This window comes from Acidisoma sp. (genome assembly GCF_965199065.1).
GTDB lineage: Bacteria > Pseudomonadota > Alphaproteobacteria > Acetobacterales > Acetobacteraceae > Acidisoma.
The window spans coordinates 829,008-842,417 of the sequence record NZ_CBDAQN010000001.1 but is presented as its reverse complement, the minus strand read 5'-3'; the positions used below and the strand labels follow the sequence as shown (position 1 = coordinate 842,417).

Sequence of the window (13,410 nt, the reverse complement as noted above, 5' to 3'; positions counted from 1 at the left end):
GTTCACTCGATCGACCGTGTGCCGAGCGAGCCGTCCGCCCGTTCGACAATGGCTTGAATCCGAGTTTCGGCCTCGGCGAGTTTGGCCTCGCAATGCCGGCGAAGGGCGCTGCCACGCTCGAAGGCGGTGATCGCCTCCTCCAGCTTCTGCTGACCACTTTCCAGACCGCGCACGATCTTCTCGAGCTCGGCAAGAGCCTCCTCGAAGGACAGGCCGGATACGTCAGGTGCCAAGGCGGACGGTTGCCCGGCTGTGGCGGCGGGCGGAGGGGCCAATGATGCGGACATCACCGCGCTCCCAAGGATAAACGGACCCAGGGTATGAACATGATCAATCTCGTAATCCTTTTGCCAGTGCCACGCCAAGCCCTGCTGATCGGAAACGGGAGAAGTGCGCCGTACGATGGGTCCGGCTAAGCTTCTCGCTCAGGAAACTCCGGTAGATCAGGGGGTATGCGCTGCTCTCGGAGAAGGCTTGGCTCCGGGAGCTTCCGGCGCTTTCGCCGCATGCACGCCTCCCCTGCCCCGGAACTGCTCGCGAATCCGGGGATGGATGCGGTATGGAGCCCCTTCACATCCCTTCGGATCTCCCACTCACTATGCCATTTCCGACACTTCAACCCGCCTTGGCGCGGGCGCTCGACACGCGCGGCTATGCAGAACCCACCGCTGTTCAGGCGGAGATTCTCGCGGCCGAGCCGGGTCGTGATCTTTTGGTCTCCGCTCAAACCGGTTCCGGCAAGACGGTCGGATACGGCCTCGCCTTCGCCGACACCCTGTTCGCCGGCGCAACCGATCTGCCCCACGCCGGCCCGCCGCTCGCGCTGATCATCGCGCCGACGCGCGAACTCGCGCAGCAGGTGCATGGCGAGCTGACCTGGCTCTACGGCGAAGCCGGCGGCCGAGTCGTCTCGTGCGTCGGCGGGATGGATGCCCGCAGCGAAGCCCGCGCCTTGTCGCGCGGCGCGCACATCGTCGTCGGCACTCCGGGGCGGCTCAAGGACCATCTGGAGCGCCGGCAGCTCGATCCCTCCGCCTTGCGCGTCGTCGTGCTCGATGAGGCCGACGAGATGCTCGACCTCGGCTTCCGGGACGAGCTGGAGTTCATCCTGGATGCGGCGCCGGCCGAGCGCCGGACCCTGCTGTTCTCCGCCACGATTGCGCGCGAGATCGCCATGCTGGCGCGGCGTTTCCAGCGCAACGCGCTCCGCATCGACACGGTCGACCGCAGCCAGCCGCACCAGGACATCGAGTATCGCGGCATGCGGATCGACCCCAACATGGTCGAGGCGGCGACGGTCAACACGCTGCGGCTGATCGACGAGCCGGCCCTCATTTTCTGCGCCCGGCGCGATGGCGTGCGCGTCATGACGGATGCCCTCCTCGCGCGCGGGTTCACCGCCGTCGCCCTGTCAGGCGAGCTGTCGCAGCAGGAGCGCAACAACGCGCTGCAGGCGGTCCGGGACGGGCGTGCGCGCGTCTGCGTCGCGACGGACGTGGCCGCGCGCGGCCTCGACCTGCCCGACCTCGGCCTCGTCATCCATGCCGATCTGCCGACCAACAAGGAGACGCTGCTGCACCGGTCCGGCCGCACCGGGCGCGCCGGCCGCAAGGGCATCTGTGTGCTGATGGTGCCGCATTCGCGCCGCCGCCGGGCCGAGCAGCTGCTCGCCTCCGCCGGCATCGCCGCACGCTGGAGCACCGCGCCTTCCGCCGAAGAGATTCGCGCCCAGGATCGCGCGCGGCTGCTCGACGATCCCTTCCTATCGGTGCCGCCTTCGGACGAAGATGCGGCGCTCGCCTACACGATGGCGGAGCGCTACGGCGCCGAGGCGCTGGCCGCCGCCTTCATCCGCCTCCGCCGCCAGTCGGTGCCGGCGCCAGTGGAGATTTCGGGCGCCCGCGCTGGCATCGAAGAGCCCTCGGCCACTCCGTCATTCGTTCCCGCCGAACGCGGCTCATCCGAACGCGGCCCGAAGGATTACGCGGCGCGCGCCGAACGGCGGGACAGGCCGGCGGCCATCTACGACACCGAGGGCCAGCCGATGGTCTGGTTCAAGACCAGCGTCGGCCGCAAGAACAAGGCCGACCCCAAGTGGCTGCTGCCGCTGATCTGCCGCCTCGGCGATGTGACGAAGCGGGATGTGGGCGCGATCCGCATCACCGAGCACGAGACGCGGTTCCAGATTACCGAGGCGGCCTCCGAAGGTTTCATGACGGCGCTGCGGGATGCGGCCGAGAACGAGATCCGGATCGAGCAGGCCGATGGGCCGCCGACCGAAACCTTCCGCCCGCGCGGCGACTTCGCCCGCGCCCGGCCGGCGCGCAGCGAGGGCGACCGCCCCGACTACGCCGCGCGTAAGGCGCGCTTCAAGCCCGAGTCCGCCGGGCCGCGCAGCCTGCGGTCCCGCGCAAAGGGCTAGCGGCGGCCGCTCAGCCGAATCCCTCCAGCACGATCTTCCCGATGGCCTTCCCGCTCTCGATCGTCAGGTGCGCCCGCTTCAGGTTCTCGGCGTCGATAGCCCCGTAATGCTCGCCGAGGGTGGTGCGGAGCGTCCCTGCGTCCACCAGCCGCGCCACCTCGTTCAGCAACGCCCCTTGCTCGGCGATATCCGCTGTCTGGAACATCGAGCGGGTGAACATGAACTCCCAGTGCGTCGACACGCTCTTGCGCTTGAACGGGTTCACGTCGAGCACCGCCGGATCGTCGATCAGCGCGAAGCGGCCCTGGGGCGCGATGAGGCCGGCGATTTCCTTCAGATGCACATCCGTCTGCGTCGTCGAGAACACGAAGCCGGGCGCGCCGATCCCGAGCGCCGCCACCTCGTCCCCCAGCGGCTTGCGATGATCCACGACATGATGCGCGCCCATCTCATGAACCCAGCGCTCGGTCTCTGGCCGTGATGCAGTCGCGATGACGGCAAGATCGGTGAGTTTCCGTGCCAGCTGGATCGCGATGGAGCCGACGCCGCCCGCGCCGCCGATGATCAGCACCGACGGTGACGTCCCCGGCACGGCGTGCCGCACGTCGAGGCGATCGAACAGCGCCTCCCAGGCGGTGATGGCCGTCAGCGGCAGCGCAGCCGCCTCCGCCCAGTTGAGCGACGCCGGCTTGCGGCCAACGATCCGCTCATCCACCAGGTGGAACTCCGCGTTCGTGCCCTGCCGCTCGATGGCTCCGGCATAGAAGACGGCGTCACCCGGTTTGAACAGGCTGGCTTCCGGCCCCACGGCGGTGACGACACCCGCGGCGTCATAGCCCAGCACTTTCCAGCGGCCATCCTCGGCGCCGCTCCGCTGGCGAACCTTCGTGTCGACAGGGTTGACCGAGACCGCGCGGATCTCGACCAGCAGATCCCGGCCCGTCGCCGTCGGGTCCGGCAGTTCGACATCGTGCAGAGACCCCGGGTGATCGACGGGGCCGGCTGTCTTGTAACCAACGGCGCGCATGGGTGACGCCTCCTTGCTGTGCAACCGCTAGAACATGCGCCTCAGTTCGCGGGCGGCAAGGCGCAGCCGCTTCAGGGCGCTTTCGGCAGCACGTGGGCGCGGATTGCATCCGCCCAGCCGGAATCGTCGTTGCTGCCCGTGATCACCATCGCCGCCGCCTTCACAGACTCGGCGGCGTTGCCCATCGCGATCGAGAGGCCAGCGACCTTCAGCATCGGCACGTCGACGTTCATGTCGCCGAGGCAGGCCATCGCCTCGGGCGGCACGCCGGCGATCTTCGCCAGCGCCAGCGCCGCGTGGCCCTTGTTCGCGTCGACGTTGGTCACGTCGCAATAGTAGGGCGAGGAGCGGTTGACCGAGGCGACCGCGCCGAGCAGCCCCTGCAGTTCGCTCTCCACCTGTCCCACGAGATCGAAGGTCTTGCTCGACGCCATGATCTTGTTGGTCTTGCCGAGGTAGGGCGCGAAGTCGTCGACCACGGTGAAGGTGTTGCGCGTCACCTCCGCCTCATGGGCGACATAGGGGCCGTCGCTGGACCTCACGTACCAGCCGCTGCCGGCGAAGAGCCAGACGTCGAGCCCGGCCGCCGTCATGTGCTCTACCGCTTGTTTGGCTGCATCCTCGGGGATCACCAGTTCGTCCAGGATCGTCTTGTTGTCGGACGCGACGATCTGGCCGCCGTTGAAACCGGCATGGGGCGTGGTGATGCCGAGCGGCTCCAGGTACATCTCCATCCCGCGCGGCGGCCGGCTGCTGGCGAGGCAAAGCGTGATCCCGGCCTCGCGCAGTTCCCGCGCCGCCTTGATGGTCTCCGGGTGCAGCGTCTTGTCGTGACGGACCAGCGTGCCGTCCACGTCGCTGACGACGAGGCGGATGGGCGTCGATCGGCCGCTCATGCTGGCCTCCTTGATTGCTGTAGCTGCAAAAGAGGGTGCTTGCCGGGCGGCGGTCAAGGCGGACCCTCATGACAGATGACTTGCTGCCGCTTCGCCCGCAGCCTCGCCACTCGTCTGCACCTTAAGTCGTGCGAGAGTTAGAACGGGATCGAAGCGGGGCTTTAACTTCTCCGTCCCCGGCCAACATTTAGGCCGCGCTGAGGTCGACCGTTCCGGTGCCTCCGGCTTTTGATGCGGGAGACGGCTGGAATGGATAGCACGGTTGACAATCATGGCACGCGCCTGAGGATCGAGGATTACGGCCTCATCGGCAACTGCCGCACCTGCGCGCTCGTGAGCCGGGACGGCGCCATCGAATGGTTGTGCCTGCCGCGCTTCGACAGCGCCGCCTGCTTCGCCGCTCTCGTCGGCAACCGGGACAATGGCCGCTGGCGCCTCGGCTCTCCGGACCCCGAGGCGCGCGTCACCCGCTCGTACCGCGACGGCAGCGTCATCATCGATACGATCATCGAAACCAAGACGGGCCGGGCGCGCGTCACCGACTTCATGCCGATCGGCGAGACCAACAACACGATCGTCCGTATCGCGGAGGGCCTGTCCGGCACCGTCGACCTTCGGCTGGACCTGACCATTCGCTTCGACTACGGCAGCTCCATCCCATGGGTCATCGGGTTGGGCGACCAGCACGGGCTCCAGGCCATCTGCGGTCCGGACCGCGTGACGATCTTCTCGACGGTCCCGCTGATCGGCGAGCATATGGCCTCGACGGCATCCTTCAGCGTGAGCCCGGGCACCCGCCAGATTTTCACCCTCGTGCACAACGAGTCTCATCTCGATCTGCCCGAGAAGCCCGATCAGGACCGCATTCTTCAGGAAACCGTCGACTTCTGGGAGGACTGGTCCAAGTCCTCGACGTACGAAGGCAAGTGGACGGACGCCGTGCGCCGTTCCCTCATTACGCTGAAGGCAATGACCTACGCGCCCACCGGCGGCATCGTGGCGGCGGCAACGACCTCCTTGCCGGAGGAGATCGGCAGCAGCCGCAACTGGGATTACCGGTACTGTTGGCTGCGCGACGCGACGCTCACGCTGGGCGCGCTGCTCCGGGCCGGCTACATGGGCGAGGCGAAAGCTTGGCGGGATTGGCTCATGCGGGCCGTCGCCGGCATGCCGGACCAGATCCAGATCATGTATGGCATCGCGGGCGAGCGGCGGCTCGACGAGTGGGAGGTGCCCTGGCTCGACGGCTACGAGGGCTCCAAGCCGGTACGGATCGGCAATGCGGCGTCCGAGCAGGTGCAGCTCGATGTCTACGGCGAGGTCATGACCGTTCTCTCAGAAGGCCGGCGCCTCGGCCTGGGCGACGAGCCGGACGGCTGGGGGCTGCAGAAGGCGCTGGCCGACCACCTCTGCGATATCTGGCGGGCGAACGACGACGGCATCTGGGAAACCCGGGCCGGTCCGCAGCCGTTCGTGTTCTCCAAGATCATGGCCTGGAGCGCGCTCGACCGGTGCATCAACGATGCCGAGACCCATGGCTTCGATGCGCCTCTCGACAAGTGGCGCGCCAACCGCGAGGCGGTTCATTCGGAGGTCATGGAGCGGGGCTTCAACACCAAGCTCAACAGCTTCACCCAGGTTTATGACGGCGATCAGCTGGATGCGAGCCTGTTGCTCATTCCGCGGACCGGCTTTTTGGATGCGAACGACCCGAAGGTCATCGGCACCGTCAAGGCCATCGAGAAGTCCCTCGTCGTCGACGGGCTCGTGCAGCGCTACAACACCGAGGCCAGCACGGATGGACTGCCGCCCGGCGAAGGCATGTTCCTGGCCTGCAGTTTCTGGCTGGCGGACAACTTCGCCTTCCAGGGACGCCTGTCCGAGGCGAGCGCGTTGTTCGAGCGATTGCTGGGGCTCGCGAACGATCTCGGCTTGCTGGCGGAGGAATACTCGCCGCAGCTCAAGCGGCAACTTGGCAATTTCCCGCAGGCGTTCACGCACATCGCGGTCGTCAACACGGCGTTCAGCATTGCCGGTGGCAAGCCGGCCGCAGCCGATATCCACATGGCAGACTCGTAGTCAGACACTCGGCCGTGCCGGGCGCGCGCCGAGCGCCACCGTGATGCCTCCGCCTGCGAGCGCCGCCACTGCGGCGATCAGGAATATCGAGGTGTAGCCGGAGACGCCGACCAGGAGCCCCGCGAGTGGTCCTGTCGCCCCGAGGGCCACGTCCAGGAACACCGAGAAGACGCCGAGGGCCGCGCCCCGGCTGCTGCTCGGCACGCGCTGGAAGGCCTCGACGCCGAGCGCCGGGAACACCAGCGCGAAGCCGAACCCGGTGATCGCGGCGCCCACGATCGCCAGGAGGGGCGTAGGTGCGAGGCCCAGAAGCAGCAGTCCGCAGGCCTCGCCCACGAAGGAGACGAAGGCGACCCGCAATCCGCCCTGGCGGGTAATGCTGGCGACGAAAATCAGCCGCGAGAGGATGAAGAAGCCGCCGAACGCGCTGAGCGCGATGGCCGCATGCCCCCAATGGCGACTGCCGAAGAACAGCGTGATGAAGGAGACGATGGTTCCGAAGCCCAGCGAGCCAAGGGCCAGAGCCATGCCGTGGGGCAGCACACGGCCGAAGACGCGGCGCATCGGGATCTGCGTGCCGCGCACCGGCCGTGTCACCGGCCCGAAGGCGGCGAACGGAAGCACCAGGAGGGCCGCCGCCACCATCGCACAGCCGATGAACCAGAAGCCCCACAGGCTTTCGATCGTCACGCCCAAGGGCGCCCCGATCGCGATGCCGGCGAAGGTCGCCACACCGTTCCAGGAAATGATCCGCGCGCTGTGCAGCGGCCCGACCCTGCCGATGGCCCAGGCGATCGCCCCGGTGCCGACGCCGCTCTCACCCGCGCCGAGGAACAGCCGTCCGATAAGAAGAAGAGCGATGCTGATGCCGGGATGGCCGGAGGCGAGCCCGCCCGCCGTCGTGAAGACGCCGCTCATCGCGCAACTCGACAGGCCGAAGATCACCATCTGCTTGGGTCCGACCGTGTCCGTCATGCGCCCAACCGGCGCGCGGGTCACGAAGGTCGCCAGATACTGGAAGCTCACGGAGAGGCCCGCGAGGACCGAGCTGTAATGCAGCGTGCTGTGGACGAACGGCGGCAACACGCCGAGCGGCATGCCTACGACCAGATAGCCGACGAACGTAAACACGACGGTCGCCACGATCTGGATCGAGGCCGCTCGCGCGACGAGGCGCGGCGTCTCGGCCTGATCGGTCATGGTCGGCCTGCGGCGCGCGTCATCCCTCCACTATAGCGCCTGCAGGTCCGACAGGAATGACGCCGCGCCCGGCAAAACTGCTGAAGTGCGGTTGCTCGTCAGACGACGCGGAAACTATCGGTGCGGACCGTGCCGTCCGGCCCTGAGAAGACGAGGTCCTGGCTCGTGCTCTGCTGCTGGCTGAAGCCCGTCAGCCGGTAGTGGCCGGTGTCGTAGATCGTCAGCTTCCCGTCCCGCTCGATCGCGAGGCGGTGGAGGTCGGGGAAACAGGCGTAGCGCATGTTGTCTTGAGCGCCGGACGAAGCCGGTGCTCCGAGGCCTTCCGGCCACCAGTCGGTCCAGCCTGAGGTCATCGGCGCCCGATCCGAATTCGCGTCATCCGAGCCGAACACCTGGTGCTGCTGAGCTTGCCCCGAATCGAGCCCTGTTGCGCCCTCGCCCGGAACGCGCAGCGACATCTCCTCGCAGGCCGCGGTAACCCGCGCCTTCAGATCGTCGTTGAACATGTCGGCAATCTGCGTCATGCCGCCGCGCGACCACTGACCCATGCCTCCGAGGTCCGGGTGGTTGAACTGGGCGAAGCCGCCACCGCCGCGCTTCACGGCATGATAGAGGGCATAGGACGCCTCCTCGCTGATGCCGTGGCGTCGCCCGATGTCCGCCACTTCCTCCGGACTGGGCTGTCTGGTCTCGGCCATTGTCTGTCATCCTCATCCTGTGCCGCACGCAATCATTGCGTGGTTGCTTGCCCGGCAGGTGGGGGCAGACGCGGCGGCCGCCAGACCCCTGCCCTCGGACATCAGCGTAATGCGGGGCGCGCGGCTTTCATAATGGAGCGACCTCGCCGTAGAACTTCATGATGAGCGACACGACAATCCGCCCCATCCGAACCCGGCCGTTCGGGGCCCGTTACGCCTTTGTGGCACTCGGGACCGTCTTCGCCGTGCTCCTGGTATCGGCGGGGGTGCGCGGCGCCGTCGGCGTGCTCATGATCCCCTGGCAGGATGACTTCGGCTGGAGCCGCGCCACCATCGCCATGGCAGCCGCCATCGGCATCTTCCTCTACGGCCTGGTCGGGCCATTCGCCGCCGCGCTCATCCAGCGCTTCGGCGTTCGCCGGGTCATGCTGATCGCGCTCGCCATGGTCTCGGCGGCGACCGCCTCCAGCATGTTCATGACCCAGCCCTGGCAGCTCGTCCTGACCTGGGGCGTGATCTCAGGCCTCGGCACCGGCTGCCTCGCCAACGTGCTCGGCGCCATCATCGCGACGCGCTGGTTCACCACCAACCGCGGGCTTGCCATGGGGTTGCTCACCGCGAGCACCGCCACCGGCACGCTGATCTTCACGCCCGTGCTGTCGGTCATCGCGACCTCGGCCGGATGGCGGCCCGTGGTGCTGACGATCGCCTGCGCCGCCGCGCTCATGCTGCCGCTCGTCGCGGTTCTGCTGCCCGAGCGTCCGTCCTCGATCGGGCTTCGCCCCTGGGGCGCACCGCCCGGCGCGCCGCCGCCCCTGCCGCCGCCCACCTCGTTCATCGGCAACGCCATCGGCGGGCTGATGATCGGCGTCCGCAGCCGCACCTTCTGGCTGCTCTTCGCCAGCTTCTACATCTGCGGCTTTACCACCAATGGGCTGGTCGGCACGCATTTGATCGCCCTTTGCGCCGACCACGGCATCCCCGAAACCCACGCCGCCGGCCTGCTCGCCATGATGGGCGTCTTCGACCTCATCGGCACGACCCTCTCGGGCTGGCTCACCGACCGCTTCGACTCCCGCAAGCTGCTGTTCATCTATTACGGGGTGCGCGGCCTGTCCCTGATCTACCTCCCCTACTCGGGGTTCGGCCTCTATGGGCTCTCGGCCTTCGCGGTCTTTTTCGGGCTCGACTGGATCGCCACCGTGCCGCCGACACTCAGGCTGGCGACCGAGGCGTTCGGGGATGCGCGAGTGCCGGTCATCTTCGGCTGGATCGTCGCCGGGCATCAGCTGGGTGCGGCGAGCGCCGCCTTCCTCGCGGGCCTTTCCCGCACCGTCGAGGGCACCTACCTGCCCGCCTTTCTGTTGGCGGGGATGCTGGGGGTAGCCGCCGCCTTCCTGTCAGTGTTCATCGGCAATGCCGACATGCGGGCCACGGAGCGGGTTGCCTAGCCGACGTTCCTCATGCGCCCGTCAATCGCGGCGCAGGATGGCTTTCTTGCTCTCGAAATCCACCGGCATCGAGGTGTGCTCGTGGGCTATGACCCACCGTTCCGCGTTCCTCATCAGCAGCCAGGTTAGCCGGTTCTGCATCGAACGAAGCACGTGTCCCGCAGCGTCCAGGGCGCTATAGGTGATGAGGGCGCTCAGCCACCCCGTTTCAGCGTGGGCCACGATGCGAACGGCCTGAAATTGGACTTGCACGGACCCGTCGCCAATCGAGCCGAGCCAATCTTCCAGGTTGCGGGCCCAGGCTTCCCGGCCCTCAAAGCTCCACACGCCAAAGGCGTCGAACACGCGAACATCCGGGGCATACAGCGAGGTGAGCCGGGCGGGCTCCTTGGCCAATACTGCGGCTGCGTAGTCCGCCATGACCGCTTCGATGGCGGCATTGGTTTCGATCTGGCTCACAGGTTGATCCCGGATGCGCGGTCACTCACGATATGACGCGGGCGATGATCCTGCAACGCGCGGCTCGAAGGGCGCCGATCCCCGTGTCCGGGCTGAATGCGATCCGAGCGACCTCAAGGTGTTCGCTCGCCGCCAGTCCCCGGGTTGTTACCGCATCGGCAACAACCCGGGATGGGAGTTGTCTCAGGGCTGCAGCTGGAGCGGCGGCAGCTTGTTCTCGCCACCCGCCATATGGTCGGACATGTTGTGCATGATCCAAAGCGAGCCCACGATCAGCACGACGACCACGACGACCGCAAAGGCCATGGCGGTGACATTCCACCGCTGGGCCGAGGCCGAGCTGAGATGCAGGAAGCACACCAGATGGACCATCACCTGCACCGCCGCGAGACCCGCAATGGTGAAGACGGTCGGCTCTGGCGCCATGACGTGGGACATGACAATTGCAAAGGCAGCCGCCGTCAGGATGACGGAGAGGATGAAGCCGATCGCATAGTCCTTCAGCGTGCCATGGCCGGCGCCGGCCGGGGTCACCGGGCCGTATTCATGCCCGTGATCCCCGTGAACCTTGCTGATCTCCATCAGGTCACCCCCATCAGGTAAACGATCGTAAAGACGCAGATCCAGACGATGTCGAGGAAGTGCCAGAACAGGCTGAGGCAGGTGAGCCGGCTCATATAGGCCGGCGTCAGCTCCTTCCCCATCACTCCGATCTGGAACATCAGCACGCCCATCCAGATCAGGCCCGCCGTCACGTGGCACCCGTGGGTGCCAACCAGCGTGAAGAACGACGACAGGAAGGTGCTGCGGCTCGGCCCGTCACCCTCGGAGACGAGGTGGATGAACTCCTTCACCTCGAGCCCGATGAAGCCCAGGCCGAACAGGAAGGTGATGCCCAGCCACAGCAATACCTGCTGCCTGCTGTTGCGGTAGGCACCCAGCATCGCGAAGCCATAGGTGACACTGCTGATCAACAGGCAGCTGGTTTCATAGATGACGCCGTTGAGGTCGAAGAGGTCTTTCCCCGTCGGTCCGCCGTTGAACTGGTCGCGCCCGACCGCGAACGCCGCGAAAACGGTCGCGAACAGGATGCAGTCGGTCATCAGGTAGAGCCAGAAGCCGAAGACCTTATTGGCCGTCGCCTCCTGCGCGTGGTCGTGCGCGTGGTGGACCGACTCAGTCCGCATGCTGCTTCTCCATCTCGGCGGCGGAGAGCTGCAGGAAGTGAGCCTTCTCGATGCTCGCCACTTCCTCGCCCGGCACGTAGTAGTCGATGTCGTCGTTGCAGGTCCGGATGATGAGGGTCAGCGCCATGCCGATGACGCCGACGATCGCGAGCCACCAGATGTGCCAGATCATCGCGAAGCCGAAGAAGCCCGAGAACACGGCGATGATGAAGCCGGCCCCCGTGTTCCGCGGCATGTGGATGTCCTCGTAGTGGTCGCGGGCCTGCCGGTCGATTGTGCCGCGCTGCTTCGCATCCCACAGCGGCTCGGCGTGGTTGACCTCGGGCAGGGTTGCGAAGTTGTAGAACGGCGGCGGCGAGGACGTGGCCCACTCCAGGGTGCGGCCCTGCCACGGATCGCCCGTGAGGTCGCGGTTCATCTCGCGATCGCGGATGCTGACGACGATCTGCATGACCTGGTGGGCGATGCCGATCATGATGAGGATCGCACCAAAGGCGGCCACCCACATGTACGGCGCCCAGGCGACGTTGTCGTAATGCTCCATGCGGCGCGTCGCGCCCATCAGGCCGAGGGCATAGAGCGGCATGAAGGCGACATAGAAGCCGGTGATCCAGAACCAGAAGGCGCGCTTGCCCAGCTTCTCGTTGAGGTGGAAGCCGGCCATCTTCGGGAACCAGTAGTTGAACCCGGCGAGGTAGCCGAACAGCACGCCGCCGATGATCACGTTATGGAAGTGCGCGATCAGGAACAGGCTGTTGTGGAGCACGTAGTCGATGCCCGGCACCGCGAGCATGACGCCGGTCATGCCGCCGATGGTGAAGGTTACCATGAAGCCGACGGTGTAGAGCATCGGCACGTCGTAGCGGACGCGCCCGCCATACATGGTGAAGAGCCAGTTGAAGATCTTCACGCCCGTTGGAATGGCGATGATCATCGTCGTGATGCCGAAGAAGGCGTTCACGTCGGCGCCAGACCCCATCGTGAAGAAGTGGTGGAGCCAGACGACGAAGGAGAGCCCGGTGATCGCGAGCGTCGCGTAGACCATCGAGGTGTAGGCGAAGAGCCGCTTGCCCGAGTAGGTCGAAACGACCTCCGAGAAGACGCCGAACGCGGGCAGGATGAGGATGTAGACCTCCGGATGCCCCCAGGCCCAGATGAGGTTCACGTACATCATCTGATTGCCGCCGCCGTCATCCGTGAAGAAGTGGAAGTCGAGGTAGCGGTCGAGCGTCAGCAGCGCGAGCGTGCCGGTCAGGATCGGGAAGGCCGCCATGATGAGCACGGCGGTGCAGAGGATGGTCCAGACGAAGACCGGCATCCGCATCATCGTCATGCCGGGCGCGCGCATCTTCAGGATGGTGACAAAGAAGTTCACGCCGGTGAGCAAGGTGCCGATACCGGATATCTGGAGCGCCCAGATGTAGTAGTCGACGCCCACGCCCGGGCTGAAGTGCAGCTCCGAGAGCGGCGGATAGGCGAGCCAGCCGGTCTTGGCGAACTCGCCGATCGCGAGCGACAGGTTGACCAGCGCCATGCCGACCGCAGTCAGCCAGAAGCTGATCGAGTTCAGGAACGGGAAGGCCACGTCGCGGGCGCCGATCTGCAACGGCACGGCTACGTTCATGAGGCCGATCATGAACGGCATGGCCATGAAGAAGATCATGATGACGCCGTGCGCCGTGAAGATCTGGTCATAATGCGGCGGCGGCAGGTAACCGTGATGCTTGCCATAGGCGAAGGCCAGCTGGGTACGCATCATGATGGCGTCGATGAAGCCACGGATCAGCATCACCAGCGCCAGGATGATGTACATGATCCCGATCTTCTTGTGGTCGACCGAGGTGATCCATTCCCGCCAGAGGTAGCCCCAGAGCTTGTAGCGGGTGATGAAGCCCATCACGATCAGGACGACGATGCCCATGAACACGACGGCCCCCATCTCGATGGGGTTGTCGAGAGGGATCGCCGCGAGGGTCAGGTTTCCTAGCATC

12 protein-coding genes are annotated in these 13,410 nt (G+C 66.4%); 3 read left to right on the top strand and 9 right to left on the bottom strand.

Annotation, left to right across the window (positions count from 1 at the left end; genetic code table 11):
- Window positions 1-2: 2 nt before the first annotated feature.
- Window positions 3-287 carry an exodeoxyribonuclease VII small subunit gene (locus tag ACOEQ1_RS03970; RefSeq protein ID WP_419757925.1) on the bottom strand — a complete coding sequence of 95 codons (285 nt, stop codon included), beginning with the start codon at window positions 285-287 and terminating at the stop codon, window positions 3-5.
- A gap of 311 nt (window positions 288-598) precedes the next feature.
- Here ACOEQ1_RS03970 and ACOEQ1_RS03965 point away from each other — a divergent pair, with 311 nt between their 5' ends.
- Window positions 599-2,422 (top strand): DEAD/DEAH box helicase, encoded by a 1,824-nt coding sequence (locus ACOEQ1_RS03965; protein WP_419757924.1) that lies wholly within the window; start codon window positions 599-601, stop codon window positions 2,420-2,422.
- 10 nt (window positions 2,423-2,432) lie between these two features.
- Here the strand turns inward: ACOEQ1_RS03965 and ACOEQ1_RS03960 are convergent, their stop codons facing one another.
- On the bottom strand, window positions 2,433-3,449 hold the full coding sequence (locus ACOEQ1_RS03960; protein ID WP_419757923.1) for a zinc-binding alcohol dehydrogenase family protein: 1,017 nt from the start codon (window positions 3,447-3,449) through the stop codon (window positions 2,433-2,435).
- A 71-nt stretch (window positions 3,450-3,520) separates the two neighbouring features.
- Window positions 3,521-4,345, bottom strand: coding sequence for an HAD family hydrolase (locus tag ACOEQ1_RS03955; RefSeq protein ID WP_419757922.1), 825 nt, complete (start codon window positions 4,343-4,345; stop codon window positions 3,521-3,523).
- 249 nt (window positions 4,346-4,594) lie between these two features.
- Here ACOEQ1_RS03955 and ACOEQ1_RS03950 point away from each other — a divergent pair, with 249 nt between their 5' ends.
- A complete protein-coding gene (locus tag ACOEQ1_RS03950) occupies window positions 4,595-6,424 on the top strand; it encodes a glycoside hydrolase family 15 protein (RefSeq protein ID WP_419757921.1) in 1,830 nt (609 codons plus the stop codon).
- On the opposite strand, the gene ACOEQ1_RS03945 is transcribed toward ACOEQ1_RS03950, so the two are convergent.
- Together ACOEQ1_RS03945 and ACOEQ1_RS03940 are read right to left on the bottom strand one after the other, a co-directional pair.
- Complete coding sequence (locus ACOEQ1_RS03945) at window positions 6,425-7,624, bottom strand: MFS transporter (protein WP_419757920.1); 1,200 nt, start codon at window positions 7,622-7,624, stop codon at window positions 6,425-6,427.
- A gap of 98 nt (window positions 7,625-7,722) precedes the next feature.
- A complete protein-coding gene (locus tag ACOEQ1_RS03940; RefSeq protein ID WP_419757919.1) occupies window positions 7,723-8,322 on the bottom strand; it encodes a hypothetical protein in 600 nt (199 codons plus the stop codon).
- 161 nt (window positions 8,323-8,483) lie between these two features.
- On the opposite strand from ACOEQ1_RS03940, the gene ACOEQ1_RS03935 reads away from it, so the two are divergent.
- Window positions 8,484-9,773, top strand: a complete 1,290-nt coding sequence (locus ACOEQ1_RS03935) for an MFS transporter (protein ID WP_419757918.1) — start codon at window positions 8,484-8,486, stop codon at window positions 9,771-9,773.
- Window positions 9,774-9,794: 21 nt separating this feature from the next.
- Here the strand turns inward: ACOEQ1_RS03935 and ACOEQ1_RS03930 are convergent, their stop codons facing one another.
- From ACOEQ1_RS03930 to cyoB, 4 genes are all read right to left on the bottom strand, one after another.
- The gene (locus tag ACOEQ1_RS03930) at window positions 9,795-10,232 is read right to left on the bottom strand and encodes a YybH family protein (RefSeq protein ID WP_419757917.1); all 438 of its coding nucleotides are present in this window, start codon (window positions 10,230-10,232) and stop codon (window positions 9,795-9,797) included.
- Window positions 10,233-10,415: 183 nt separating this feature from the next.
- The gene (gene cyoD / locus ACOEQ1_RS03925; protein ID WP_419757916.1) at window positions 10,416-10,814 is read right to left on the bottom strand and encodes a cytochrome o ubiquinol oxidase subunit IV; all 399 of its coding nucleotides are present in this window, start codon (window positions 10,812-10,814) and stop codon (window positions 10,416-10,418) included.
- Window positions 10,814-11,419 carry a cytochrome o ubiquinol oxidase subunit III gene (gene cyoC / locus ACOEQ1_RS03920; RefSeq protein WP_419757915.1) on the bottom strand — a complete coding sequence of 202 codons (606 nt, stop codon included), beginning with the start codon at window positions 11,417-11,419 and terminating at the stop codon, window positions 10,814-10,816. The genes cyoD and cyoC overlap by 1 nt, the downstream gene beginning before the upstream one ends.
- The gene (gene cyoB, locus ACOEQ1_RS03915) at window positions 11,409-13,409 is read right to left on the bottom strand and encodes a cytochrome o ubiquinol oxidase subunit I (protein WP_419757914.1); all 2,001 of its coding nucleotides are present in this window, start codon (window positions 13,407-13,409) and stop codon (window positions 11,409-11,411) included. Before cyoB ends, cyoC begins: the two co-directional genes overlap by 11 nt.
- Between the last annotated feature and the right edge of the window lies 1 nt (window position 13,410).

What these genes read in the sequence shown, in the direction of transcription:
- ACOEQ1_RS03970 (WP_419757925.1), bottom strand. Translation starts at nt 287, where the DNA reads ATGTCCGCATCATTGGCCCCTCCGCCCGCCGCCACAGCCGGGCAACCG.
- ACOEQ1_RS03965 (WP_419757924.1), top strand. Translation starts at nt 599, where the DNA reads ATGCCATTTCCGACACTTCAACCCGCCTTGGCGCGGGCGCTCGACACG.
- ACOEQ1_RS03960 (WP_419757923.1), bottom strand. Translation starts at nt 3,449, where the DNA reads ATGCGCGCCGTTGGTTACAAGACAGCCGGCCCCGTCGATCACCCGGGG.
- ACOEQ1_RS03955 (WP_419757922.1), bottom strand. Translation starts at nt 4,345, where the DNA reads ATGAGCGGCCGATCGACGCCCATCCGCCTCGTCGTCAGCGACGTGGAC.
- ACOEQ1_RS03950 (WP_419757921.1), top strand. Translation starts at nt 4,595, where the DNA reads ATGGATAGCACGGTTGACAATCATGGCACGCGCCTGAGGATCGAGGAT.
- ACOEQ1_RS03945 (WP_419757920.1), bottom strand. Translation starts at nt 7,624, where the DNA reads ATGACCGATCAGGCCGAGACGCCGCGCCTCGTCGCGCGAGCGGCCTCG.
- ACOEQ1_RS03940 (WP_419757919.1), bottom strand. Translation starts at nt 8,322, where the DNA reads ATGGCCGAGACCAGACAGCCCAGTCCGGAGGAAGTGGCGGACATCGGG.
- ACOEQ1_RS03935 (WP_419757918.1), top strand. Translation starts at nt 8,484, where the DNA reads ATGAGCGACACGACAATCCGCCCCATCCGAACCCGGCCGTTCGGGGCC.
- cyoD (WP_419757916.1), bottom strand. Translation starts at nt 10,814, where the DNA reads ATGGAGATCAGCAAGGTTCACGGGGATCACGGGCATGAATACGGCCCG.
- cyoC (WP_419757915.1), bottom strand. Translation starts at nt 11,419, where the DNA reads ATGCGGACTGAGTCGGTCCACCACGCGCACGACCACGCGCAGGAGGCG.
- cyoB (WP_419757914.1), bottom strand. Translation starts at nt 13,409, where the DNA reads ATGCTAGGAAACCTGACCCTCGCGGCGATCCCTCTCGACAACCCCATC.